At 30.4% G+C, this 26,657-nt stretch carries 27 protein-coding genes; 19 read left to right on the top strand and 8 right to left on the bottom strand.

The window, feature by feature from the left end:
• Positions 1–15 precede the first annotated feature (15 nt).
• The gene (locus GQS57_RS05510; protein ID WP_165731579.1) at positions 16–657 is read right to left on the bottom strand and encodes a DUF4271 domain-containing protein; all 642 of its coding nucleotides are present in this window, start codon (positions 655–657) and stop codon (positions 16–18) included.
• A gap of 82 nt (positions 658–739) precedes the next feature.
• Between GQS57_RS05510 and GQS57_RS05505 the strand changes: the two genes are divergently transcribed.
• The 4 genes from GQS57_RS05505 to GQS57_RS05490 all read left to right on the top strand — a co-directional run bounded on the left by GQS57_RS05505 (position 740) and on the right by GQS57_RS05490 (position 3,828).
• On the top strand, positions 740–1,462 hold the full coding sequence (locus GQS57_RS05505) for a polyprenol monophosphomannose synthase (protein WP_165731578.1): 723 nt from the start codon (positions 740–742) through the stop codon (positions 1,460–1,462).
• A gap of 8 nt (positions 1,463–1,470) precedes the next feature.
• On the top strand, positions 1,471–1,932 hold the full coding sequence (locus tag GQS57_RS05500; RefSeq protein WP_165731577.1) for a GNAT family N-acetyltransferase: 462 nt from the start codon (positions 1,471–1,473) through the stop codon (positions 1,930–1,932).
• Between the two features lie 89 nt (positions 1,933–2,021).
• The gene (locus tag GQS57_RS05495) at positions 2,022–3,362 is read left to right on the top strand and encodes a dihydroorotase (protein ID WP_165731576.1); all 1,341 of its coding nucleotides are present in this window, start codon (positions 2,022–2,024) and stop codon (positions 3,360–3,362) included.
• A 1-nt stretch (position 3,363) separates the two neighbouring features.
• Entirely contained in the window at positions 3,364–3,828 is a 465-nt protein-coding gene (locus GQS57_RS05490) for a DUF4296 domain-containing protein (protein ID WP_165731575.1), read from the top strand.
• Here GQS57_RS05490 and GQS57_RS05485 read toward each other — a convergent pair.
• On the bottom strand, positions 3,800–4,822 hold the full coding sequence (locus tag GQS57_RS05485) for an NAD-dependent epimerase/dehydratase family protein (protein WP_165731574.1): 1,023 nt from the start codon (positions 4,820–4,822) through the stop codon (positions 3,800–3,802). The two genes, GQS57_RS05490 and GQS57_RS05485, sit on opposite strands and share 29 nt — an antisense overlap.
• 185 nt (positions 4,823–5,007) lie before the next feature.
• Here GQS57_RS05485 and tyrS point away from each other — a divergent pair, with 185 nt between their 5' ends.
• Positions 5,008–6,300: a tyrosine--tRNA ligase gene (gene tyrS, locus GQS57_RS05480; RefSeq protein WP_165731573.1), complete on the top strand. Its 1,293-nt coding sequence runs from the start codon at positions 5,008–5,010 to the stop codon at positions 6,298–6,300.
• A 211-nt stretch (positions 6,301–6,511) separates the two neighbouring features.
• Here the strand turns inward: tyrS and GQS57_RS05475 are convergent, their stop codons facing one another.
• Both GQS57_RS05475 and GQS57_RS05470 read right to left on the bottom strand, forming a co-directional pair.
• Positions 6,512–6,949 carry a YHS domain-containing (seleno)protein gene (locus GQS57_RS05475; protein WP_165731572.1) on the bottom strand — a complete coding sequence of 146 codons (438 nt, stop codon included), beginning with the start codon at positions 6,947–6,949 and terminating at the stop codon, positions 6,512–6,514.
• A 53-nt stretch (positions 6,950–7,002) separates the two neighbouring features.
• Positions 7,003–7,788, bottom strand: a complete 786-nt coding sequence (locus GQS57_RS05470; RefSeq protein ID WP_165731571.1) for an alpha/beta fold hydrolase — start codon at positions 7,786–7,788, stop codon at positions 7,003–7,005.
• 92 nt (positions 7,789–7,880) lie between these two features.
• On the opposite strand from GQS57_RS05470, the gene GQS57_RS05465 reads away from it, so the two are divergent.
• Both GQS57_RS05465 and brnQ read left to right on the top strand, forming a co-directional pair.
• Positions 7,881–9,431, top strand: coding sequence for a serine hydrolase (locus tag GQS57_RS05465; protein WP_165731570.1), 1,551 nt, complete (start codon positions 7,881–7,883; stop codon positions 9,429–9,431).
• A gap of 1 nt (position 9,432) precedes the next feature.
• A complete protein-coding gene (brnQ, locus tag GQS57_RS05460) occupies positions 9,433–10,707 on the top strand; it encodes a branched-chain amino acid transport system II carrier protein (protein ID WP_165731569.1) in 1,275 nt (424 codons plus the stop codon).
• Positions 10,708–10,709: 2 nt separating this feature from the next.
• Here the strand turns inward: brnQ and GQS57_RS19210 are convergent, their stop codons facing one another.
• The gene (locus tag GQS57_RS19210) at positions 10,710–11,966 is read right to left on the bottom strand and encodes a polysaccharide biosynthesis C-terminal domain-containing protein (RefSeq protein ID WP_165731568.1); all 1,257 of its coding nucleotides are present in this window, start codon (positions 11,964–11,966) and stop codon (positions 10,710–10,712) included.
• 71 nt (positions 11,967–12,037) lie between these two features.
• On the opposite strand from GQS57_RS19210, the gene GQS57_RS05450 reads away from it, so the two are divergent.
• The gene (locus tag GQS57_RS05450) at positions 12,038–13,024 is read left to right on the top strand and encodes a YafY family protein (RefSeq protein WP_165731567.1); all 987 of its coding nucleotides are present in this window, start codon (positions 12,038–12,040) and stop codon (positions 13,022–13,024) included.
• Positions 13,025–13,612: 588 nt separating this feature from the next.
• Here the strand turns inward: GQS57_RS05450 and GQS57_RS05445 are convergent.
• Together GQS57_RS05445 and ribB are read right to left on the bottom strand one after the other, a co-directional pair.
• Positions 13,613–14,188, bottom strand: a complete 576-nt coding sequence (locus GQS57_RS05445; protein ID WP_165731566.1) for a Crp/Fnr family transcriptional regulator — start codon at positions 14,186–14,188, stop codon at positions 13,613–13,615.
• On the bottom strand, positions 14,189–14,851 hold the full coding sequence (gene ribB, locus GQS57_RS05440) for a 3,4-dihydroxy-2-butanone-4-phosphate synthase (RefSeq protein WP_165731565.1): 663 nt from the start codon (positions 14,849–14,851) through the stop codon (positions 14,189–14,191). It abuts the gene before it with no gap.
• A gap of 167 nt (positions 14,852–15,018) precedes the next feature.
• Here ribB and GQS57_RS05435 point away from each other — a divergent pair, with 167 nt between their 5' ends.
• From GQS57_RS05435 to GQS57_RS05420, 4 genes are all read left to right on the top strand, one after another.
• Entirely contained in the window at positions 15,019–15,858 is an 840-nt protein-coding gene (locus GQS57_RS05435) for a helix-turn-helix domain-containing protein (RefSeq protein ID WP_165731564.1), read from the top strand.
• 475 nt (positions 15,859–16,333) lie between these two features.
• Positions 16,334–16,648, top strand: coding sequence for a thioredoxin (trxA, locus tag GQS57_RS05430; protein ID WP_165731563.1), 315 nt, complete (start codon positions 16,334–16,336; stop codon positions 16,646–16,648).
• Positions 16,649–16,992: 344 nt separating this feature from the next.
• Positions 16,993–17,541: a carboxymuconolactone decarboxylase family protein gene (locus tag GQS57_RS05425; protein WP_165731562.1), complete on the top strand. Its 549-nt coding sequence runs from the start codon at positions 16,993–16,995 to the stop codon at positions 17,539–17,541.
• A gap of 48 nt (positions 17,542–17,589) precedes the next feature.
• Complete coding sequence (locus GQS57_RS05420) at positions 17,590–17,946, top strand: cupredoxin domain-containing protein (protein WP_165731561.1); 357 nt, start codon at positions 17,590–17,592, stop codon at positions 17,944–17,946.
• Between the two features lie 132 nt (positions 17,947–18,078).
• Here GQS57_RS05420 and ppk2 read toward each other — a convergent pair whose 3' ends face one another.
• A complete protein-coding gene (ppk2, locus tag GQS57_RS05415) occupies positions 18,079–18,879 on the bottom strand; it encodes a polyphosphate kinase 2 (RefSeq protein ID WP_165731560.1) in 801 nt (266 codons plus the stop codon).
• Positions 18,880–19,047: 168 nt separating this feature from the next.
• On the opposite strand from ppk2, the gene GQS57_RS05410 reads away from it, so the two are divergent.
• The 7 genes from GQS57_RS05410 (at position 19,048) to GQS57_RS05380 (ending at position 26,585) form a co-directional block, all read left to right on the top strand.
• Positions 19,048–19,827 carry an alpha/beta fold hydrolase gene (locus GQS57_RS05410; protein ID WP_165731559.1) on the top strand — a complete coding sequence of 260 codons (780 nt, stop codon included), beginning with the start codon at positions 19,048–19,050 and terminating at the stop codon, positions 19,825–19,827.
• Positions 19,828–19,906: 79 nt separating this feature from the next.
• Positions 19,907–20,911, top strand: a complete 1,005-nt coding sequence (locus GQS57_RS05405) for a sugar kinase (protein WP_165731558.1) — start codon at positions 19,907–19,909, stop codon at positions 20,909–20,911.
• A gap of 90 nt (positions 20,912–21,001) precedes the next feature.
• Complete coding sequence (locus GQS57_RS05400; RefSeq protein WP_165731557.1) at positions 21,002–21,367, top strand: hypothetical protein; 366 nt, start codon at positions 21,002–21,004, stop codon at positions 21,365–21,367.
• 319 nt (positions 21,368–21,686) lie between these two features.
• Positions 21,687–22,610: a hypothetical protein gene (locus tag GQS57_RS05395; protein WP_165731556.1), complete on the top strand. Its 924-nt coding sequence runs from the start codon at positions 21,687–21,689 to the stop codon at positions 22,608–22,610.
• 4 nt (positions 22,611–22,614) lie between these two features.
• Positions 22,615–24,600: a TonB-dependent siderophore receptor gene (locus GQS57_RS05390; RefSeq protein ID WP_165731555.1), complete on the top strand. Its 1,986-nt coding sequence runs from the start codon at positions 22,615–22,617 to the stop codon at positions 24,598–24,600.
• Positions 24,601–24,639: 39 nt separating this feature from the next.
• Positions 24,640–25,497 carry an MbnP family protein gene (locus GQS57_RS05385; RefSeq protein ID WP_165731554.1) on the top strand — a complete coding sequence of 286 codons (858 nt, stop codon included), beginning with the start codon at positions 24,640–24,642 and terminating at the stop codon, positions 25,495–25,497.
• Positions 25,498–25,562: 65 nt separating this feature from the next.
• Positions 25,563–26,585: a cytochrome-c peroxidase gene (locus GQS57_RS05380; RefSeq protein WP_165731553.1), complete on the top strand. Its 1,023-nt coding sequence runs from the start codon at positions 25,563–25,565 to the stop codon at positions 26,583–26,585.
• The last annotated feature ends 72 nt before the right edge of the window (positions 26,586–26,657 follow it).

The following is a 26,657-nucleotide window of genomic DNA, read 5'->3' as shown; positions in this document are numbered from 1 at the left end:
GCTTCTTTTTTCTAGTTAAAATAGCAATCTAAACAGTACAAATAGCGGTGCTATTTCGACGGCGCAAAGGTACAAAATAAAATAAAACAACTCGCTAAAAACCAGCTTTTTATTAATTACCGCATGAAATATAAATCGAATAGAAAATAAAAGTGCCGAAAAATAGACTAAAAAAGGGGTGTCTAATTGTGAGTATTCTACTAAAACAATAGCTATAAGTAGAAAAAAAGAAACAGAATAGAAATAGACTGACTTAGAAACTAAAAAGAAATCTAGCTTTTTATCAATCTTAAAAACTACAGAAAGCAAGAATTCTAATAGCCTTTTAATCGTTAAATATGAAAAAACAACTCCAAAAATCTTCAGAAAAGTATAAAAACCTTGTTCTGCAGAAGAATTATAGTACAAATAGATTTTATAGGTTAATAAAGCAAGAACTGTAATAGAAAAAATAAAAATGACATTTTTAAAAGGGTTAAAAAAAGAAGTATTCTCTTCTATTTCAGAATCGATAAAACTTTCATTAAACAAAGAAGATACACTACCCTTTAACCTTACTACACTCAACCCTCTTAAAAGGAAAACACAGGCAAACAAGCACACCAATAATATGGTAATCCAACTGTTATCTATTACTACTCTTTCTATTGCTTGCACCTATTTTTGTTTTGGTAAGATTAACACAAAATTAGTAATTAAATAATGTATATTTGTCTACTTACCACATGAAATTTTATTTATGTCAGATGCGTTAGTCATAATACCTACTTATAACGAAAAAGAAAATATAGAAGCTATTATTAGAGCCACTTTTAATCAAAAGCAAGAATTTCATATTTTAGTTGTAGATGACAATTCTCCTGATGGAACCTCAGCTATTGTAGAAAACTTAATTTTAGAATTTCCAAATCAGCTTTTTTTAGAAAGAAGAATCGGTAAAAGTGGTTTAGGTACTGCTTATATACACGGTTTTAAATGGGCCATTGCTAGAAAGTATGATTATATTATTGAAATGGATGCCGACTTTTCTCATAATCCTGATGATCTAATTCGTTTATATGATGCATGCCATATAGAAAACATTAGTGTTTCTGTAGGTTCTAGATATGTTAATAACAAAATAAATGTTGTTAATTGGGATATAAAAAGATTATTACTCTCTTATTTTGCATCTAAATATGTTCGCTTAATTACAAGAATTCCTTTATTTGATACCACTGCAGGTTTTGTCTGCTGGAAAAGAGAAGTCTTAGAAAATATACAATTAGAAAAAATAAAATTTGTGGGTTATGCCTTTCAAATAGAAATGAAATTTAAAGCATGGAAACGTGGTTTTAAGATAAAAGAAGTTTCTGTTATTTTTACAGACAGAACTTTAGGGACTTCTAAAATGAGCGGAAATATAATATATGAAGCCTTATTTGGAGTTATAAAAATGAGATTACAAGGTATATCAAAATAAAATGTATAATGAGCGAGATTTCTATTAGAACTGCAACTTTACAAGATTTAGAAACCCTATTAGAATTTGAACAAGGAGTTATAACAGCAGAAAGACCTTTAGATCCTTTTTTAGGCGATGGTAAATTGTCTTATTACAATATACCCGAATTAATTTCTAATGAAGACATTTATTTTATTGTTGCTACTTCTAACGATCAATTAGTTTCTTCTGGATACCTAAGAATAGAAAATTCTAAACATTATCACAAAAACCCAAAACATGGTTATATTGGTTTTATATTTGTAAAACCAGCTTTTAGAGGAAACAAGATTAGTAATTTAATTTTAGAGTCTTTAAAAAATTGGGCAGTAAAAAAAGATTTGAAAGAATTAAGATTGGATGTTTATAGCAATAATTCTGCGGCAATAAAATCTTATGAGCGCTTTGGTTTTACCAAAATCTTAGTGAACATGAAAATGAGTATTTAATAGATAGGAATAGTAAAAAAAAACAATTAAAAACTTTACTAACTTTGCAAAAATCAGCAAAGTATTTTCAGTAAAAATAATTATAAAAAATGGCGAAATCAACTTTAATAAAAAACGCAAGAATTGTAAATGAAAACAAAACCTTTTTAGGGGATGTTCTCATTGAAAACGGAATTATAAAAGAAATTTCATCAGATATAAATGCAACTGAAAATGTTGAAATTATTGATGCAGAAGGGAAGTTTTTAATTCCTGGTTTTATAGATGATCAAGTACATTTTAGAGAACCTGGCTTAACACATAAAGCAAATATTGCTACAGAAAGTAGAGCTGCTGTAGCTGGCGGAATTACTACTTTTATAGAAATGCCAAACACCGTACCGCAAGCTACAACGCAAGATTTATTAGAAGATAAATTTAAAATTGCAGCAAACGATTCTTACGCTAATTATTCTTTTATGTTTGGAGGAACAAACGATAATTTAGAAGAATTATTAAAAACAGATCCTAAAAAAGTAGCCGGAATTAAATTATTTTTAGGTTCTTCTACCGGGAATATGTTGGTTGATAATGAAGAAATTCTAGAGAAAATTTTCTCATCAACAAAAATGATTATTTCTGTACATTGTGAAGATGAAGCGACTATCAGAAAAAATACACAAGAATTTGTTGATAAATATGGCGATGATATTCCAGTAAAATATCATCCAATTATTAGAAGTGAAGAAGCTTGTTATTTATCATCTTCTAAAGCTATTGAGTTGGCAAAGAAAACAGGTGCAAGATTGCATATTTTTCATGTTTCAACCGCTAAAGAAACCGAACTTTTTAGAAATGATATTCCTTTAGAAGAAAAACAAATTACCGCAGAAGTTTGTGTGCATCATTTATGGTTCTCTGATAAAGATTACGAAGAAAAAGGGACTCATATTAAATGGAATCCAGCAGTAAAAACAGAAAAAGATAGACTTGGTTTATGGGAAGCCTTGTTAGATGATAGAATTGATGTTTTAGCAACAGACCACGCTCCGCATACTTTAGAAGAAAAAACAAATGTATACACAAAAGCACCAAGTGGCGGACCTTTAGTACAACATGCAGTTATTGCGCTTTTAGAAAAAGTAAAAGAAGGAGTAATTCCGATTGAAAAACTAGTTGAAAAAATGAGCCATAATCCGGCAAAATTATTTCAAATTGAGAAACGTGGTTTTATAAAAGAAGGATATTTTGCAGATATCGTTTTAATTGATACCAACAAGCCACAAACTGTTTCTAAAGACAATATTTTATACAAATGTGGCTGGTCTCCTTTTGAAGGAACTACATTCTCATCAACCATAACCCATACCTTTGTAAATGGAAATTTAATCTATAATGAAGGTGTTTTTAATGATAATATTAAAGGAAAACGCCTGACTTTTAATCGTTAATATGAAAAACTTAAGCTATTTTCTTGTTTCTATTTTCTTGGTTTCTTGCACAAGTAACACCATTTTTAAAGAGCCAAAAGACCTTATTCCTAGAGACACCATGACCTTATTACTTGGGGATATGATGATTGCTTCTTCTGCAAAATTTGTAAAAAACAAAAATGAGCAAAAGAAAGTAAATTACATGGCTTTTATATATGATAAATATAAAATAGATAGCCTACGTTTTCAAAACAGCAACCTATTTTATACCTCTAAAATAGATTTATATGAGGAAATGATTACCGATGTTAAAAAAGACTTACAAGAAAAAAAAGATTTTTACAATAAAATGAGCTCTCGAAAAGACTCCATTAGAAGGGATTCTATTAAAAAAGTTGGAAAAAAATTGAAAGAATTAGATTCTATTAAAGAAATTGAACCAATTTTAGAGCCTACTAAGGCAGATTTTGAGATAAAGAATTAACATATCTAACAGACACCTCTTTTATAACATCATCAATTTGCTCAAACTGAAAAGACATCGTTGTTTCAATCTTTTCTGAGGAGTATTTAGATATTGAATGTGCACTTCTTGCTGAATATTTACTCAACAATGGCTCCTTTCTTGAAAATAGAGACAACACCCAAGAAACTCTCCAAAAAATAGCGGTTTTCCAAGGCTTAATATTTTTTGTTGGTCTTTTTTTACCGAAAGCATCTGCGATAGAAAAGAAAATTTCTTTAAACGATTTATTCTCTGCAACTAAAATAAAACGTTCATTTTTAATGCTAGAGTTCATCAACTTAATCATTGCTGCAACAACATCTTTAACACCTACAAAACCAGTAATTCCTTCTGTGTAATAACTAAAACCGTTATAAACCTGTGTAAACATTTTACCAGAACCAGCAGTATAAAATCCGCTTCCTAAAATAACACCTGGGTTTACTATAGCCACATCTACACCCTCTTGGCTTGCACGCCAAATTTCCATTTCTGCACCAAATTTCGTTATCGAATATCCACTATTATCAGATTCTGGATTCCATTCATTCTCTTCGGTTATAAAGTCACCTTTTAGAGAATCTCCCACAGAAGCAATCGAACCTACAAAACAAATTTTACGAACATTAGCATCAATGGCAAGGTTTACAATAATCGCTGTTCCATGTATATTTACTTTGCGCATTTCCCTATAATCTTTCGGATTAAAGGAAATAAATGCTGCGCAATGATATACTTTTTCAACTCCAATAAAAGCAGGAATCATAGCAGGAACATCTGTAATATCTGCTTTAAACCATTCTATTTTAGAAATTAAGTTTGTAGCATCATCCGTATAAAAAGAAAAGACTTCTTGTACTTTTTTAATTCTTTCTTCAGAACGGTAAATAGCACGTATTTTTTCATCATTTTTAACTAAATGATACAATAAATGTGCGCCAACTAAACCTGTTCCTCCAGTAACTAAAATCATAACGCGAATTTATGATATTTTCATTGATAAGTTTATCTTTGCATAATGAAAAATAGCAAATAAATAATTGCTATAAGATGTCAAATTGAGCTTGTCTAGATTGATAATTTAAACGATCAAGACACAAAACTTAAACAAGCTGAATTTGGCATTCGTATTTTGAATTGAATTAATTTAGACTTATAATGACAAATTTTGTTGAAGAATTACGCTGGCGTGGATTATTGCATGATATTATGCCAGACACGGAAGACTATTTATTAAAAAATAAAACTGCTGGTTATATTGGTTTTGATCCAACTGCAGACTCACTACATATTGGTAGTTTGGTGCAAATATTTATTTTGAAACATTTTCAAAATGCAGGTCATAACCCTATTGCTTTAATTGGTGGAGCTACTGGTATGGTTGGTGATCCTTCTGGAAAATCTGCAGAACGTAATTTGTTAGATGAAGCTACTTTGGCAAAAAATGTTGCTGGTGTTAGAGAAAATCTAGAACGTTTTTTAGACTTTGATGCCGCTGCAGAAAACAAAGCAGAATTGGTAAACAATTACGATTGGATGAAAGATATTTCATTAATCGATTTTGTAAGAGATACAGGGAAACATATTACTGTAAACTACATGATGGCCAAAGATTCTGTTAAGAAACGTTTGAGTTCTGAATCTTCAGTTGGTATGAGTTTTACAGAATTCACCTACCAATTATTTCAAGGATACGATTTTTATCATTTATACCAAGAAAAAAATTGTAGACTGCAAATGGGTGGTTCAGATCAGTGGGGAAATATTACCACAGGTACAGAATTAATTCGTAGAAAAGCACAAGGAAAAGCGTATGCAATTACAGTTCCTTTAGTAACAAAAGCAGACGGAACCAAATTTGGTAAAACAGAAGGCGGAAATGTTTGGTTAAATACAGATAGAACTTCTCCATACAAATACTACCAATATTGGTTAAACTCTTCGGATGAAGATGCAGAGAACTTTATTAAAAAGTTTACATTTTTAGACAAAGAAACTGTAGAAAACTTAATTGCTGAGCATAAAGAAAATCCGCATTTACGTTTGTTACAGAAAAAATTAGGGGAAGAAGTTACTATTTTAACACATGGTAAAGAAGCTTATGAAAATGCTTTAAAAGCTTCTAATATTTTATTTGGAAAATCGACTGCTTCTGATTTAAAATCTTTAGATGAACAAACATTTTTAGATGTGTTTGATGGAGTGCCACAAGCAACTGTATCTACTACAGATATCGAGGAAGGTTTAGATATGATTGGTGCTTTAGCTGCTAAAACAGACTTCTTAAAATCTAACGGAGACGCTAGAAGAGCATTAAAAGAAAATGCAATTTCAGTAAATAAAGAAAAAATAAAAGAAGATTATTCGATTACTAAAGAAGATCTAATTGCAAATAAATATGTGTTATTACAACGTGGTAAAAAAACATATTATTTATTAGTAGTTGAGTAAAATATGAATCCTATGGAGTGGTATTTCCAAACATTACAATATCTAAAGTTATTTTGATTAAAGCAAGATAGCGGTGCTATAGAGATTTCTTAATCGCTATAAAAGCTAATTTAGAAATGACATAAGGGATAAAAATAAAAAAGAGCTGATTATATCAGCTCTTTTTTTTTACAACATTCACAAAATCCCCCGACATTGCTTTCAATCTTCATTATTTATTAATTTTTAACCAGTTTTTGTCTGCTTTTATTTTTAAATCTTCAGCACCTTCTTCCTGCCATAATTTTAACGTATTTATTCCCCAAGAATTGTAGAATAGATATAATTTTCCATCTCTAATCTCAAATGTTTCCGGATCTATAGAAACCTTCTCTCCTTTTGCTCCAATTGCATATGCACAATATCCTCCATAAGCAGGAACGTATTTTTTAGGTGATGTATTAAAAATTTCTAAATTCTCTTTTGATGAAAACTTAAATTGCACACCATCGTAATCTGCAACAAATTTTTTATCTCCTTTTACTGCGGTGCTGTTAAAATAAGAAACCACATCATACCCCTCTGCAACAAAACCTTTTTTGGTATTGTAATCTTGAGCATATAGTGAAGTGGAAATTATAAGAACTAAAAGTATAATTACGTGTTTCATCGATTGTATTTTCTACATAGTCGATGAAATTTTCGATAAATTACAAATAAAAGTTAAGATATACAGGATTTTATGAATTTTTTTAACATAAAAATCAGTTCTGGTGCGTTTTCAATATGACTCATATGTCCGTCAGGAAAAATAACGAGTTCAGAATTTGTTTTTTCAGCCTCTTCTTTAGAATTTTCTAAATTTAAAACTAGATCTTTCTCGCCAACAATAATCATTTTATTAAATTTACTTTCTTTTAAATATTGATTTAAATTAGGTCGGTTTTTCATCCCTTCATTCGCAGCAACATAACCCTGTAAAGAAGTTTGTAAAGCCTCTTTTTTAACCACATTTATTTCCTCTTTAAATTTTAATAAATTTTCTTGATTAAATAAATTTGAAATGGACATTTTTACCATAGATTCAAAATTATTTTGAACCATTTTATTTGCTCTTATTCTTATTTTTATTCGTTCTTCAGAATCTTCATTAGAAGTTGAATTTAATAAGCACAAGCCCTTTATTTTAGTAGGATTCATTTTGGAAATAGCTAAAGAAATATAACCTCCTAAAGAATGGCCAACCAAAATAAATTTTCTAATTTTTAAATGCTTTAAAACAGCTTCTATAGTTTCTGCAAACAATTCCATAGAGTGTACATATCCCAAACAATCAGATTTTCCATGACCTAACAAATCAACTGTAACTACTCTGTTTCTTTTGGTAAGTTCAGGTACAATTTTATCCCACATTGTGGAATCCTCTAAAAAACCATGTATAAGAACAACAACGGATCCTTTTCCTTGATCTTTATAAAAAATATTAGCGTTTTTGTAGACTAAAATCATGGAAACAAATATAGTGTTTGATTCGTTTTTAGAAATCTAAAACATGGTAAAACTATTTACTATATTTGGAGTGAATTCAACAACTTTACTATATGTTTCTTAAAAAAGCAATACTACTCTCCCTTTTCCTTATTTCATTAACCTTAAACGCACAAATTGCCGAGAAACAACTCGATAATTTAATAGAAGAAACCTTAAAAACATTTGATGTTCCTGGTATTTCTGTCGGAATTTTAAAAGATGGAAAAATAGTTTATGCTAAAGGACACGGAGTACGTTCTTTAACCAACAAAAAAGACATGAATGAAAATACCATAGTTGGTATTGCTTCTAACAGTAAAGGTTTTACATGCTTTGCATTAGCAATGATGGTCGATGCAGGGAAATTAAATTGGGATGATAAAGTAAGAAAACACATTCCGGAATTTGAAATGTACGACGCTTGGATTACTCAAAATATTACAGTTCGTGATTTAGTGACACACAGAAGTGGTTTAGATTTAGGTTCTGGAGATTTAATGTTTTTTCCTGAAAACAATGATTTTACTACAGACGATATCATCAAAAATATAAAATACTTGAAACCGACAAGTAAATTTAGAACCGATTTTAAATACAACAACAATATGTTTATTGTTGCTGGTGAAGTTTTAAAACGTGTTAGCGGACTTACATGGGAAGAGTTTATTGAAACTAAAATAATGAAACCCGTTGGTATGACCAACAGTAAAGCATCTTACAACCGAGTTACCAACAGAACAAATATTATTGATGCACACACGAGAACAGAAGAAAAAGTAATTCAGATTCCGCATGATTGGAGCGAAACTGCAAACCCTGCAGGTGGAATTATGAGCAACGTAAACGACATGTTAACTTGGGCTAATTTTTTAATGAATGATGCAGTTACCAAAAACGGAGAGCGCTTGCTAAGCGAAACTCAATTTCATGAACTTTGGCAATTACAAACTCCTTTAAAAGTAGCTAAAAACGATTCTTATAATTCTAACTTTAGAGGTTATGGTTTGGGTTGGTTTGTAACCGATGTAAAAGGCGGACATAAACAAGTCTATCACACAGGTGGTTTATTAGGTACCGTTACACAGTTTACGATGATTCCAGATTTAGATTTGGGAATTATTGTATTGACAAATCAAATGAACGGTAGCGCTTTTAACACTGTTACAAATACTATTAAAGACGCTTATTTAGGATATGAAAATAGAAACTGGATCGAAAAACTAGGTACAAATAATACCAAATATTTAAAATACAACGACAGTATAAAAGCAAGTGTTTATAATAAAGTTGCATTAGCCAAAGCTGATAAAAGCTTACCGAAACCAAATCAAATTGTAGGAACCTACAACGATGCCTGGTTTGGAAATATGACCATTTCTAATGATGGAAATTCTTACAGCATAAAATGTGAGCGTTCAGAAACTTTATTTGGAGAATTATTGCCATACAACCAAACAACCTACGTTGCAAAATGGAACAACAGAAGTTATGATGCTGATGTTTTTGTACAGTTTTCTTTTGATGAAAAAGGAAATACCACAGGAGCAACCATGAAATTTATTGCACCAATTACAGATTTTAGTTTCGACTTTAATCATTTAAACTTTAAAAAAGTAAACTAAATTGAACAAAACAAGAGATATTTGGATTGCAGGTTTTGCATTATTTTCACTCTTTTTTGGGGCTGGAAATTTAATTTTACCACCAACTTTAGGCGTTAAATCTGGATCAGATTGGTGGATTGTTGTTTTAGGTTTTATCTTAACAGCCATCATTATTCCTATTTTTGCCATTTTTGCACACGCAAGATTGCAAGGTACTTTGTACGATTTTGGTAAAAAGGTATCACCTGTATTTAGCACTGTTTTTTGTTTTTTAATCTACATTATTGCAGCGGCAATTCCAAGCCCAAGAACTGCTGCAGTTACACATGAAATGGCAATTCAACCATTTTTTGACACACCACCTATTTTAACAAGTATTGTTTACTTTGTTTTAGTCTTTATTTTTGCGGTAAATCGTTCTAAAATTATCAGTTTAATCGGTAAATTTTTAACACCAATTATTGTTGCAATTCTATTAGTAATTATTGCTATCGCTACGGGTACGGCTCCCGGAACCGTAAGTCCATCAACCTTTAAAAATCCTTTTATAGATGGAATTTTAGAAGGATATCAAACTTTTGATGCTATTGCAGGTGTTGTTGTTGGTGCTGTTATTATTATCTCTTTAGATTACAGCAATCACAACACTTTTAGTGAAAAAAGAACATTGATTAGAAAAGCGGGGTATATAGCAGGAATTGGTTTATTATTAATTTACGGAGGCTTAATTTTAAGCGGATCTTTATTCGCATCAACCTTTACTGAAGATGCTTCTAGAATAGAAATTCTATCTGGCTTAAGCACCCAAACTTTAGGTCATTACGGAACCGTTTTTTTAAGTGTCTTGGTAGCTTTAGCTTGTTTTACAACAGCAGTTGGTATTGTTACCGGAACTGCAGATTATATAAAAGGAATTTGCAACAATTCTAAAACTGCGTATATTATTACAGCAGCAATTGCATCTATTGTGGGTATTATTGTTGGTAGCTACAATGTTGGTTTTATTATAGATGTTGCGGTGCCTGCATTAATGTTTGTGTACCCAATTACAATTATGCTAATCTTACTAAACGTTGTACCTGAAAAATATGCTTCTAAATTGGTTTTTAGAGGTGTTGTAATTGTAACTTTTATCTTTAGTATTCCAGATTTTTTAGGGTTTATCATTCCTAGAGAAAACTTAACCGGCATTAAAAGTTTTATTCCGCTTGCAGAACATAGTTTAGGTTGGGTATTGCCTGCTTTGGTCGTTTTTGTTTTATTGAATTTAATTCCAAATAAGACAAATGAATAACCTTATTTAAGAAAAATAAATTTTAAATGATTTCTATTTTTAGCATCAAAAATTATAAACCCTAAATTGGTAATAAAATGGCTAAAAAGCATAGAAATTGCGGCTCCCATTATTTTGTAAGTAGGAATTAAAAGAAGTCCTAAAGTTAAATTTAAAAAACAGCCTATCATAAATCGGTATACATTTTTTTTAAGTTGATTACTATTGATCAGGTGTTTTTCAAAAACCATCCCTAAAAAAATAAATATTGGCGACCAACTAAATATTTTAAGCGGCGTAGCGATAGAAGCATAACTTTCATTAAAAAAAGTGCTTAAAATAGAGGTTCCAAAAAATGTGTAAAATAATCCTATTAGAACTCCTAATAATAGCATGTATTTATACAAAGCGCTTATTTTTTTCTGATATATATTCATATCCGTTTTATAAGATTCTGCCAAAGAAGGATATAATGCATTAATTATTGAAAAACCAATACTCCAAGTAAGAGCTATAACTAAAAAATCGATGGTAGCGAAAAGACCTATTGCAGCATCACCAAAATAGTATTTTAAAATAAAATCATCAATAGAAATATAGAGCGATACTAATAAATTTGAAAGGATTAAAGGATAAGAGTTTTTTAATAAATATTTAGCCATCAATACAGAAAAATATTTATTTTTAAGTTTAATAGCCGTTTTAGTAATAAAAATAAAGCCGTAAATAATTCCTTGCAATAAGAAATCAATAATTAAAAGTGATGCAAAATATTGAATTCCAAGTTGATGTTCAACGCCATAATATTGCAATAAAACAATACAAAATAAGCTTGAAATTTTACTTATAAAAATATAATTCGTTTTTTTAATAGCATAAAAATAATATTCGAAAACATCTGTAATCCTTATAAAATAACTAAAACCAATTAAAAAGTAGAGCCAAAATAGTTCGTTACTATTATAAAAGTAATTGTAAATTAAAAGTCCTAGAAAAAATAAAATCCAGCTAAAAAGACGCAAGTAGAAAGCAGTTACTAAAATTTCTTTTGTTTTTTTCGGATTAAAAATAATCTCTCGAATACAAATTGCAGATAATCCTAAAAATAATACAGGTGCAAAAAAGGCAATAAATGTTTCAGCAAACTTAAGTTTCCCAATATTTAAAACACCAAGTGAATTAAATATTTTAGGAATAATAAAGATACCAACAAGTAACTGAATTAATTTTTCGGCAATAAACCACTTTGTATTAAGAAAATCTTGTTTACTAAAAAGCACAGGTATCTATTATAGAATTGAATGTATAAAGATTAAACTTTTTTTGTAATCTTGTAGCCTAAATTATTAAAATGTCCCCAGAGTTTCTAAGGCGCTACTATATCTTAAAAATTATTACAAATCCAAAAGCTTTTGGTGTGGATAATGATTTATATGTAACGCATAAAGAACTTCAACAAAAACTACAAGATAAACAATCAGAATTTATTGAAAATGAATTTTTAAGTAAATTAAATTCTAACAGCCCAAAAACGGTTCATAGAGATTTGGATTTTATTAAAAAGGAGTTTGGCGTTCATATTTCATTAAAAAGAGGCTATGGATATTTTGTTAAAAGTGGTAATGTATCCGAAGAAATTACAGATATTTTTAATAGATGCGAGCACTTATTAATAAGTAAAAAAGCATCAGAAAATCATTCTTGTGTAGCTACAGAAAAATCTTCATTAAATAGTAAGTTAGATCTATTAGTGCTAATTAATGCCATAGAAAACAAGTATGTAATTCATATAAGTTACAAAGGCTGGTATGATGATAATCATTTTGAAGAAATTAGTAAAAAAGCCTTCCAACCTTTACATTTAAAAGAAAAAGATAAAGCCTGGTATTTGCTTGCATATTGCCCTTTAGATGCTAAAATTACGTCATTTTGTTTAGATGAACGTTTACAGGAAATTAGAATCTTTAAAAGAAAAATGTTAGCAGCAATTCCTTTTGATCATAATGCTTATTTTAAAGATGCAATTGGTATTTTAAATGATGAAACAAAAGCAGAGAAAATTATACTACAAGTTGCCAATCACCATTTAAAATATCTGATAAGCAAACCAATACACGCTAGTCAACGTCTTATTGTTGAGCCCGTAAAATGGAATTCAGAGGCATTAGATTACGCTGATCCTGATATTTGGGGAACGATTGAAGTTGAACTCAAACCAAATTACGAGTTTATAATGGAGATGCTAAAGTTTAACCAGTGGATTAAAATTATTTCACCAAAATCTGTGGTAGATAATTTTAAAGAACACCTTCAATCTATTGTAAATTACTATAGGTAATTTTTCTTAACCTTTTTTAATTTTCCTTGAAATAGACTTTGTTTGTCTTTTTGACGGTTCTATTTTTGAAAATTATAAGCTACATATGCCAGCCTTGAAATTTAAACATTCTACGAATGTGAAAAGCGAATATATTGGTTATGATTTATCTGTTATAATTAGCACCCTATTTTCTAATCCAATGAATGAAAAAGAAAAAAATACATGTTGCTTTTATGAGAGTTAAAGGCATATAAATACTAGGTTTTTAGAGTATAGAATTATTCAAAATAAAAGAAATTATAAAATTTATATTGGGGGATATAAGTTTTATAAAAATAAAGAATACGCAAAATTATCGCGTATTCTTTATTTGAAATTAATCTTTTACATAGTATATATTATTGTTAAGTCTTTTGAAAAAGGAAAATTAAAAATTGCTATGAATTGTAAAAGGGGGAAATGATGTATTCATTTACCCCTTTTTATTTTTAAGAGCGTTTTATAACAATTTACTGACATTAATTGTTACCCACTTTTTACAATCAACTAAAACAACGTATAGCAGTTCAGCACATCGTAAATTTATGTTTTGATCGCGTTTTGTAATTAAATTTTAGATTTTATCCTACTCAACGTTTCTTGAGAAATATTAATATAAGAAGCTACAATTTTGTTTGGTAAACGTTTTACAATGTTTGGGTTTATCTTGAATAATTGCTTGTATCTTTCTGATGCATCTAGTGTAGTAAATGAGATCAATCTCTTAGAATTATTTACATATGCCTTTTCTAAATAGATGCTATAAAAATCTTTCCATTTAGGAACAATCGTCATAAGATGCCTAAAATCATCATGAGTTATGTATAGAAGTTCACTGTTTTCAATAACCTGAATTGTTTCTTGTGCCGGTTCATTGGTTATAAAACTAACCAGTTCTGTAGCAAATTGATTTTCAAATGCAATATAACGTGTAACGTCTTTTCCTTCCTCATTTATATAAAATAACCTTAAGCAACCTTTTTTTACAAAGTAACTAACCTGACTATTTTTTCCATTGGAAAGCAAAATTTCATTCTTCTTTTTTTTAATTGTTTTAAAATAAGACAACACGATTTTCAAATCTTCATCATCAATATCTATATTCTTTTTTATGAAATTCGTGAGTTCTATATTGCCCTTCATCTATTTGTAGTCTCTTACAAATTTACGATAATGAATAATATCTTGTATAGATAACACCATCAAATTATGTTCATTTGCAAACTCTAAAATGGTGTCAATTTTTGCCATTGTTCCATCATCATTCATTAATTCGCACAGTACAGCTTCTGGTTTTAAACCCGCTAATTTCATTAAATCTACACTTCCTTCCGTATGACCTTTTCTTTCTAAAACACCATTATCTTTGGCTCTTAAAGGAAAAATATGTCCAGGTTTTGCTAAATCGTAGCTTTTAGCATTTTCTTTACTCGCAGCTTTTATTGTTGTTAACCTGTCTTTGGCAGAAACCCCTGTAGTAACGCCTTCTCTTGCCTCGATTGAAACTGTAAAAGGTGTTTGGTAGCTACTTGTATTTTCTTTTACCATATAAGGCAACTCTAATGCATCTGCTTTTTTATTAGGTAAACAAAGACAAACAATACCACTACATTTCCGAATCATAAGTGCCATTTGATTATTGGTCATATGATGTGCAGAGAATACCAAATCTCCTTCATTTTCCCTATCCTCATCATCCATTAAGATAATTCCATTTCCATTTTGAAGATGTATAAGCGCTTTTTCTAATCGCTCTTTACTATCATTACCAAACATTCTTAATGTATCTAATTCTGTAAGTACCATTTTAAATTATATTTAATTTTGCGTATGCAAAACTACTATTGTCTCAAATGAAATTATTTGATGTAGGTCAATAAATTTATTTATTTTTAAAAGTTGAATAAATTTTGCATTTAGAAATAAAACGTAAAGTTTATAACTATTTTTACGACCAACAGATAAAATAAAATATGGCAGTTCAAGACATTGTAAAGTATTCCTTTAAAGAAACCTTTTCTGTAAGCACCGTTCAATTTGAAAAAGCATGTACCATAGATCATTCTGTGCAACAAAACGCCTATTCAATTTATTGGATTCAAGAAGGAAAAGGAACTTACAATATCGATTTTGAACAATATCAATTTGAAGATAATGTGCTATTTTTCTTATCACCCGGACAAGTTTTTACGGTAGATTCCGAACAAATAAAAACTGCTTATAAATTAACTTTTGTAAGAGATTTTTACTGCATACAAACCCACGATCAAGAAGTGGCTTGTAACGGAATTTTATTCAACAATATTTATGAAACTCCGTTTGTAAAACCATGTGAAAAAGATACGGCAAAACTCAATTTTATTCTTGAGAGTTTAATAGAAGAATTTCAGCAAGACGAAACGGCACAATACGATATGTTACAATCGTATTTAAAGCAATTTATTATTTCTTCGGTTCGTGTAAAAAAGGAGAATCATGTAATTAAAGAAGACACCGAAACACGTCTTTTTAAAGATTTTAGTTTATTGGTAGAGCAAAACTTTAGAACCATGCATTCTGTTACCGATTATGCCAATAGATTAGGACTTTCGCCAAAATCGATTAGTAAACACTTTCAAAAGTTGGGCGCAAAAACACCATCTGACTTTATTAAGAATCGTATTTTGTTAGAAGCAAAACGTTTATTAATTTATACTGATAAAACAGTAAAAGAAATTGCTTTCGAACTCGGTTTTAACGATCCTGCCTATTTTACGCGCTTCTTTACTAAGGCTATTTCTAAATCTCCTTTGCAATTTAAAAAGGACTATTAGTCGGTAATATATTTACCTCAACTTTATTATAAGAGTTTTACAAAACACAAATCGACAAGGTTTGTGTTTTTGTTCGTTCAGTTTTGTCATTTCGAACTTTTGAGAGAAATCTTATAAAGTTGGTTGGTGTTGTGGTATCACTGTTATGGCATTTCTCCTGTCGTCGAAATGACAAATCTGTGAATTATTGTTCTGGCTTAACTCAATATTTTATTTAATTTTCTTGGGCGTGCCCTTATCAGGTCAGGCTTTCGCAACTCGCTTTATAAAGTTTTATCAAACTTTAAAAGAGCTCAAACAACTTGCTCTATCCTTCACGCATGCATTTTTGCCAACTAATTTCCGTAGTCCAAACAGTAGGAACTTTTGTCCATTTTTAAACCTTGATGTTGGTTGCATCTTTGCAGTGTGTAACAATAACAACACAACAACAAATAATTTATCCTGCGTTAGCAGCAACTAAAAATAAGAAAAAATGGAAATTCAATTAGAACAAATAGACGTAAAAAATATTATAGAAAACAACAGCAATGTATTGTTCGATTTTTATGCAGAATGGTGTGGACCTTGTCAGACTTTATTACCAACTATCAACAAATTAGCAGACGAATTAAAAGACGATGTAGTCATCAAAAAAATAAATGTTGATGATTACCCAGAATTAGCAGCAAAGTATAGTGTAAGAAACATACCAACGTTAATTTTCTTTAAAAATGGTGAGCCTGCAGACAGACATACGGGTTTAATTACAGAAAGAAATTTAAGAAGTAAAATAGACAGACTAAAATAAGCACTGCAATCATCAAAAAAAAGACAAATTTTTAACGAGTCCTAATCAAAGGAACTTTTGTCCAATTTTCGAAGTCACTATCGGTTGCATCTTTGCAGAGTCAATTATCAGAAACGCTTTTTGAAAGCATTTCAAAAAAAACAAAAAAGTGTCATTCCCATGAAAATGGGAAACTAACTAAAAAAACAATAATTATGAAAACAATAGAAAACGCACAATGCCCTAACTGCTGGGGTTACCAAACATACGACGAGCAACACCAAGCACAACAACTTTGCGAATGCAAAGCATAACAATAAATAAGATTTAAAAATATTAATAACAAAACAATTTAAAATAAAATTATGAGCACATTTAACGTACCAACAAAAAACGAAGTATCAGAAAACAACCAAGCAATTTTTAACCAATTAGAAAAAGGATTAGGTTTTGTACCCAACTTATACGCAGCCTTTGCACACAGTGAAACTGCATTAGGTAACTTTTTAGCAATAGGACAAGGAAAAACAAGTTTTTCAGCTAAAGAAAAAGAAGTAATCAACTTAGCGGTAAGTCAAGTAAACGAATGTGTTTATTGTTTATCTGCACACACTGCAATTGGTAAAATGAATGGTTTTACAGAAGATCAAATCTTAGAATTAAGAACAGGAAACGCTTCTTTTGATTCAAAATTAGATGCTTTAGCAAAATTTGCAAGAAGTGTATCACTTAATAGAGGAGCTGCAACAACAGAAGCAGTAGAAAACTTATATGCAGCAGGGTACACAAAAGGAAACTTGGCAGATGCAATTATCTTAATAGGGGAAATTACCATTACCAATTACTTTCATAAAACAACAGATGTTGCAGTAGATTTCCCTGTAGCACAAACTTTAGAAGTAGCAACAATTTAATACATAATCAATTTTAATAATAATAATAATTAGTAATACACAACAATCATGAAAAAAGTAATAGCAATTTTAGTAATAGTTTTAGGTTTCGCATTCAATACAAATGCACAAGAAGTAAAAACAGTTTCATTAGAACAAACCAAAGGTGAGTTTACTCAGAAACAACTTACATTATCTGAAGGAACGTATGTTTTTGAAGTAGCAAACAACAATGTAGGTCATAATGTAGGGTTTGTTTTAGCTCCAAAAGCAGATGTAAAAGCACACATTAAAAACGCATATGTTACTGCACAAGTAAAAAATAACACCAAAGAAAGCTCTAAAGAAGTAACGCTTAAAAAAGGTGAATATGTTTATTTCTGTCCTTTAAACCCTACACCACAATATACTTTAATCGTAGAATAATTTTCTTAATTCAAGTAGTGATTGGCGAGCAGAAATGCTCGCCTTTTTTATTAAATAAACGACCTCGTACAAATAAGTACGAGGTCTTTTTTCGAAATAAATATTTCTCGTTTTAAGAAAATCCTCAGTAAATTAAAATTTTTCTGGCACAAATGTTTGGTAATCCATTGGTGGTCTTACATACGCTTTACCGTCTGGTAAAGGAGGTAACTCAATTGGTTTTATGTCCATTTGTTCATAAGGAATCTTACTTAACATGTGGCTAATACAATTTAGTCTCGCCTTCTTTTTGTTATCAGAGTTTACGACAAACCAAGGTACTTGTTTGGTGTCTGTATGTGCAAACATTTTATCTTTTGCCTCAGAATATTCTAGCCAACGCGAGCGTGATTGTAAATCCATCGGACTAAATTTCCATCGTTTTAAAGGATTAGAAATTCTATTTTTAAAACGTTTTTCTTGTTCTTCATCACTAACAGAAAACCAATATTTTAAAACAATAATGCCAGATCTTACCAACATACGTTCAAACTCTGGACAAGAACGTAAAAATTCATCATATTCATCATTCGTACAAAAGCCCATTACTTTCTCTACTCCTGCTCTATTGTACCAACTTCTATCAAACAACACAATCTCTCCTGCAGCCGGTAAGTATTGCACATAACGTTGAAAATACCATTGCGATTTTTCTTTTTCAGTAGGAACACCCAAAGCAACTACTTTACAAATTCTAGGGTTTAAAGGCTCTGTAAAACGTTTTATAGTCCCTCCTTTTCCAGAAGCATCTCTTCCTTCAAAAAGGATGACTACTTTTAATCCTTGGCTTTTAACCCACTCTTGCATGTGCACCAATTCTGTGTGCAATATTTTTAATTCTTCGTCGTAATTAAATTTCTTTTTCTTAGTGCTAACCTTCTTTTCTTTATCCATCTACGCAATCTACGAAAATTCAAAAAAATATGAAATACATTTATTTTTAGTGGTGCTATTTTAAATTAATTATAAATAATATCGCTTTAAAAAATCACTAAAAATCACATCAAAATTAAAAGTCTTATTTTTGCACTTCAATTTTTAATAGATATCAAAAACAACTATTTGCTAAACTACTATTCATATCCGCATACAACCTCTAAAGAATGGGTTACTTTTGTTCATGGAGCCGGAGGAAGTAGTTCTATTTGGTTTAAACAAGTAAGGGACTTTAGAAAACATTTTAACGTTTTAATTTTAGATTTACGTGGTCATGGAGATAGCAAACCAACACTAAAAGATACTTTTAAAGCAAAATATACTTTCGATTCTATTACTGCAGATATTGTTGAAGTAATTGATCACCTAAAAATTAAAAAATCTCATTTTATTGGTATTTCTTTAGGTACCATTTTAATTAGAAACCTTGCCGAAAAAAGACCAGAATTGGTAAAAAGCATGATTATGGGAGGTGCTATTATAAAAATGAATTTCCGCTCTCAGGTTTTAATGAAAGTTGGTAATATCTTTAAATCTGTAGTGCCATATATGTTGCTTTACAAACTCTTTGCATTTATTATTATGCCAAAGAAAAATCATAAAAACTCTCGATTGCTGTTTGTGAACGAAGCGAAAAAATTATACCAAAAAGAATTTTTACGTTGGTTTAAATTAACATCAGAAATCAATCCTTTACTACGTATTTTTAGAACAAAAGATATTAAAATCCCTACATTGTATGTAATGGGAGCCGAAGATCATTTGTTTTTACCTTCTATAAAAAACATCGTTTCAAAACATGTCACGGCATCACTTTTTGTAATTGAAAATTGCGGTCATGTGGTAAATGTAGAACAGCCAGAAATGTTTAACAACCAAACAATCCGTTTTATTACATCTTTATAATTACATTCATTTAATTCCGTGTAAAACACTTTTTTAATAGATTTTTATGAGGTATATTTACCTTATAAACATTTTTATTATGAATCAGATAATTACATTTGGAGAGGTTTTAATGCGAATTTCACCTTCAGGAAACAAAAAATTTATTCAATCTAACCAAGTAGAATTTTATTTTGGTGGTACCGAATTAAATGTTGGTATTTCTGTAGCTAATTTTGGACAAGATGTAAAACATATTTCATGTGTTTCTGATGATTTTATAGGAGATACAGCAATTTCTTTTCTAAGAAAATTTGATGTTAGTACTTCTGCAATTGTTCGCTCTAGCAGACCTTTAGGTGTTTATTTTTTAGAAGTTGGTGCTGTTATGAGACCGAGCTCTATTTCTTATAATAGATCTCACTCTTCTTTTTCTGAAATTCAACCAGAAATGGTAAATTGGGAAAAATCTTTAAAAAAAGGAAAATGGTTTCATTGGACAGGTATCACTCCTGCGCTTTGTAAAGGTGGTTATGAAACTTTAAAAGAAGGTTTAATTCTTGCACAAAAAAAAGGTATGGGCATTTCTGTAGATCCTACATATAGAAGTGGTTTATGGAAATGGGGAGGTACTCCAAAAGAAATTTTATCTGAATTAGTTAATTATTCTACCGTTTTTATTGGTGGTGTAAATGAAATAAATGAACTTTTAGAAACCAATTACTCTTACTCTAACGACGATTTTATTGAGGCTAGTAAACAGTTAATGGAAACATATCCTACCATAGAAAAAGTGTTCGATAAAATTAGAACTTCTATCAATTCTTCTTGGCATAAAATTAGAGCGAGAATGTGGAATGGTAAAGAATTTAAAGAAACTCAAGATTTAGACATTACGCATATTGTAGACAGAATTGGTACTGGCGATGCTTTTGCTGCAGGAATAATTCATGGTCTACAAAAACTTGATGACTATAAAGCGATGCAATTTGGTAGTGCTGCTTGCGCCATTAAGCATACCTATTTAGGTGATATTAATTACGCAAACGAAAAAGAAGTAATGAGTATTCTAGAAGGAAACACTACTGGAAGATTACAGCGATAAATAATAAAAATACAGACTAATATTTAATAAAGATAAATTTATCCTTATTAACTATTAGGAAAGGTTAAATAAAAACAAGATATTTGCGCCGTGAAAATAGCAGCAATCTTTTTATCGTTATTCTTGCTTTCTAAGCCCTTACTTCCATTATTGGAGTATGCTGCCTTTTACGATTATATTAAAAACGAACTTTGTGAAAACAAAGATGCTCCAGAGTTACAATGTAACGGAAAATGTCATTTAGCAAAACAGATTGTTAAGGCAGGAGATTCTGAAAGTGGCAATGAAAAAAAACAATCTTTTAAAGTAGAAATTTCTATTGTTTATTTTCAAGAAACAACTCACAAAGAATCTTTTCTTTTGTCTAAAGACGAAAATTTAAAAATAAGTACTTCATATAATAACACCTATAAATTCCATTATACGGATGTTGTTTTTCACCCACCACTCGCTTAATTTCTTCATACTAAGAAACACAATACACCAAATAATTGGTGCTTAATTAATTTAATTAGGCTTCTAGTTATATGCTATCAATTAGAAATAATTAATAGTAAAAAACAACGCACAGTTAAGTTTTTTTTTAAACAAAAGCTTTTTATACGGTGATTGGTAAGCGTATTTCTTAACGATTTCTTTTTAGTAGTAAAAATGCAATTATAGCAATTGTGTCTAGTTGATAATGTGCAATATACTTTCTTAAAAACGAGTAATTGTTCACCTATTTGCTGCTACTAGTTTTTCAACAGTTTTTTAATAAAACAGTCCTAAAATAATGAAACATTTACAGATAATTGTAATTGCAATTTCTATTGTAATAACTTCTTGTACGCTAGATAAAACAGATTACGAGGCGGAATTAATTGTAGAGACAACGGAATATATTGAGTTCGAAGAAGTAACTACCATAAATAATGAAGATTATAGCATTAGCGTAGAGGCTTTAAATGGTACTTTATATAAAGGTTATAATGAGGTTCATCTAAAAGTCATCAACTTAAAAACTGGTGGAAGTATCGAGAATTCAGAAATTACCTTTTTACCAATTATGACCGATGCAAATGGAAACAAATCTTCTTGTCCGCATGAATATAATCTAACATACAATTCAACTGAAGGGTATTACAAAGGATCTGTTGTATTTACAAATGAGAGTAGTTCTACAGTAGATTGGCAATTGTATATGGATTTTACAGATAATAATGAAATTCAATCTATCGATAAAGTTATCACTGTAGAAGAGCAAACAAACATGAACCTTAACATGACCGCATTTACAGGTAATGATGATGAACAATATTTTATTGCTTTAGTTGCACCTCAAAGTCCGCGTGTGGCACAAAACGATTTGGTTGCTGGTATTTACAAATACAACAAGCCAGCTAATGCCGCAGGAGAATTTCCTGATGTTACGCAATTTTCGTATTCAGCAGTAGAAAATCATACTTTATTGTTAGATCCGAGGATGCCAGAACCTTCCATGGGAAATCATTCATCACTTTATAATGAGGATTTATCCCAAGAAAGCGATGGTTTGTACCATGGAGTTGTGAATTATACCATGACAGGGAACTGGACGTTGAATTTCATTTTAAAAGATGAAAATAAACAAATAATAAAAGGAAACGAAGTTTCAACCGAATTTACTCCGGGAGTAGAAGGAGAAAGAGGTGAACTTCATATTGATATCTTATTTTAAAAATATGAAAGCAATAACAATAGTAATCCTATTATTAGCAACCTTGGCAAATGCACAGACTGTTGAGAAAAAAAAAGATAGTTTAGGAGGCATCTTAGATGAAGTAATAATTATAGCCGCTAAAAAAAAGAAAATAGAAACAGACATGAAAATGGCAGTTTCTGTAGATGAATTTTTAGCCTCGTCAGACAATATCAGTTTTATTAAACGTGGTGCCTATGCATGGGAACCTCTGCTTAATAATATGAGCACAGAACGCTCTATAATTACCATAGATGGTATGCACGTTTTTGGTGCTTGTACCGATAAAATGGATCCGGTAACGTCTTATGTAGAAAGTAATAATTTATCTGATATTGATATAAAATCAGGACAAGAGGGTAGTTTGCACGGAGCAACAGTTGCTGGTAGCATCGATTTGAAAAGGAAAAGTACCGCATTTACAATTGGGGAGAATTACAAAGGTGCTTACCAAACAGGATTCGAGTTTAACAACAAACAGTTTTTTAACCTTGCAAACGCCTCTTATTCTAGTGACAAATTAGTAGTAGATGGAAGTATCTCTAACAGAAAAGCAGAAAACTATACTGACGGTAATAATGACGAAGTACAACATTCTCAGTTCGAAAAACTGAATGCTTCTTTAGGAGTTGCCTACAAAACGAGTGATTTATCATCGCTAAGAGTAGATGCAATTTTTGATAGAGCTAAGAATGTTGGTTTCCCTGCATTACCAATGGATTTGTCATTATCTAGAGCATTAATTACATCGGTTGCCTACAAACAATTTTTCGAGAAAGGAATTGTAAAAGTATGGGATACTAAACTGTATTTTAATGCGGTTGAACATTATATGGATGATACCACAAGATCAGAAAATTTGGTTCACATGGACATGCCTGGATGGAGCACTACGTATGGTTTGGTATCTAAAGTAAATCTTCAAAAAGGTGATTTATCTTCAGAAGTGCAATTAAATGCCTACAACAATTTATCTATTGCAGAAATGCGTATGTATCCACAAGACAGAAGTGAGCGAACCATGTTTGCCTATAGTTGGCCATGGGTTACCACAACTTATGCAGGTCTTTCTATGAGCAATTTATGGGACATTTCTGACACAAGTCAATTAAGTTTTGGAGGTTCTTTAGGTGTCAATTACAATTATTCTAAATATGTAGAATTCAATTGGATTTTTCACCCAGGAACACCACAAGAAAAAACAAGATTTTTACCAAGTTTAAATACAAGTTATAATTTAAATGTTGGAGATTTTAATTTTTCTGTTGGTGCTGGTTACGGGCACAGAGCGCCTTCTGTTTCTGAAGGTTATGGATATTATATTTATAATAGTTTCGATCGTTACGATTACATCGGAAATCCAGATTTAAAAAATGAAATTTCTTATGAAACCAATGCTAGTGCTGGTTTTAAAAATGAAAAATTGAGTGTGCAAGCCAAAGTAAACTATTTCTATATTCAAAATTATATTATAGGAAGAATTTTAAGTTTGGGGAGTCCAATGAATTATCAATCTGTAGGTGTAAAAGGATACACCTCTTTAGATTATGCAACATTGTTTAATTTCTCACTAAATACCAAGTACAATATTTTGGAAAACTTGCATTGGAAAGGAACGCTTACGTATGCGAGAGGTTTAGATGATAATCAAAATAACCTACCTTTTATTCGTCCGCTGAGTTACCAAACTTCATTGCATTTTTCTCATAAAAATTTCGGAATACTAACATCGCTAAATGGTGATTTCAAACAAAATAATTACAGTCCAGAATACGGAGAAGACGAAACGCCATCTTACAAAAACTTCAATGTTTCTGCAGATTATACTTTTTACATTAATAATTACAAAACAGTTTTTCAAGTAGGTACAGAAAACCTGTTTAATGAATATTACAGCACCTACGCAGATTGGGGAAATATCCCAAGAATGGGACGTAACATTTTTACGTCTTTAAAAATCAATTTTTAAACAAACACAATCAATTAATAATCACAAATTTTAAAAACAATGAAAAATTTAAAGAAGTACCTTTTAGCATCATTAGTCTCATTATCAATAATTTCTTGTAGTGAAGATAGTATTCCTGTAGCCAACGACGTAACATTAGAATTTAACAACACATTTGGAGCAACAACAATTGTTTTAGGAGATGCAACCTCCACAGATGCAACTGTAAATACTTCTGCTGAAGGGCAGGTTCATCATTTTGAGGAATTAAAATATGTAATTAGTAATATACGTCTTATAAATGCAGAAGGTAACGAGTTTGCTTATAATACACAAAATTTAGATGAAGGTGCAACGGTTGTAAACCAATCAAAACCAGAAACATTACAATATGTTTTAACAAACATTCCTACTGCAGATTATACACAGATAAAATTTGGATTAGGTGTAAAATCTGACTTAAATACTTTAAATGAAGAAAGTTTTCCTATTTTTTACGCGGCAGCAGGTGAAAACGATACAGAAATGCACTGGGAATGGGGAACAGGATACCGTTTTACAAAAATTGAAGGTTTTTACGGAGCTGATAATGCAGATTTGTCTATCCATACAGGTAGTACTTTAGACGAAGATCCAAACGGAGGAGAGGCTTATGTACAAGGTGTAAATGCTTATAGAGATATTACATTAGACTTAACTACAAATGCAGAAGTTGGTTCTAGTTCACCTAAAATTACTATTAAAGCAGATTTTGACAAATTATTAAGTGCAGCTACTAATACAATTACATTAAGTTCTAATAATGCAACACCAAGCATACATCATGCTGGTAATATGGTATTAGTTGTTGACAACATTGGTGGTAATGGAGATACTGATATTAATGGAATGTTTTCTATTGAAAGTGTAGAAAACTAATCTAATCTTTTTGGGGCCAGCTTCAATCAATCACTGTAAGCTGGCTCTTTTTTTAAATAATTAAAATGAAAAAATTTATACTGAGTGTTTTTACCTTATTTCTAATTTCATCTTGTACTAAAGAAGATGTTTATGAGCCTTTTATTTTTAATAATCCAGAAATAGAAGTAAATATTCCTATAAATTTCCCAGAATTAAACAATTCATTTTACTCCAATAAACCTACAAAATACGGTGTAGAATTAGGTGAAAAACTTTTTTTTGATAAAAAACTAAGTGAAAATAACACAATTTCTTGCGCTAGCTGCCACATACAAACAAATGCTTTTACAGATAATACAGCACAAGCCATTGGTATTTATGGAAGATCTGGATTTAGAAATACACCACCAGTTCAGAATATGGCATTTATGCAATTTTATAATTGGGACGGAAATAAACAAGTTTTAGAAAGTCAACCATTAGTCCCTATTATTACACACGAAGAAATGGATTCTTCTATTTTAGAAGTAATTGGTAAATTAGAGATTGAAGAAGATTATAATACTCTTTTTTACAATGCTTTTGGTGACGATAAAATAACAGGAGAAAGAATTTACAACAGTATTGCTCAATATGAATACACCTTAATTTCTGCCAATAGTAAATACGACAAAGTAAAAAGAAATGAAGGAGAAATCTTTACTGAAAATGAAGATTTAGGATACCAAGTTTTTCAAAACAAATGTGCCAGTTGTCATAGTACAGAATTATTTACAGACCAAAGTTTTAGAAATATAGGTTTTCCTATAAATCCAAATACAGATGAGGCAGGACGTGCTAGAGTAACGGGTGAAAATGAAGATTTATATCGTTTTAGAGTGCCATCATTAAGAAACATAGCCTACACTGCTCCTTATGGTAGTTTTGGGCAATTCGCTACTTTAAAAGAAGTGTTAGATTATTTAGATAATGGTGTTTTAGACGCCGAAAATCTAGACCCGATTTTAAAAGATTACGGAAATAGAATTCCACTTACAGAGGATGAAAAAGAGCACCTTATTTCATTTCTAAACACCTTAAGTGATACTGATTTTATAACAAAATAACAGATGTAAGAATCTGAAATAAATTCCGATAAACAAAAAAAGCGAGTCTTAAAACTCGCTTTTTATATTTAT

This window comes from Polaribacter sp. 20A6 (assembly GCF_011378915.1).
Classification (GTDB): domain Bacteria; phylum Bacteroidota; class Bacteroidia; order Flavobacteriales; family Flavobacteriaceae; genus Polaribacter; species Polaribacter sejongensis.
The sequence above is the reverse complement of the archived record's forward strand: the minus strand, read 5'-3'. Positions and strand labels throughout refer to the sequence as shown.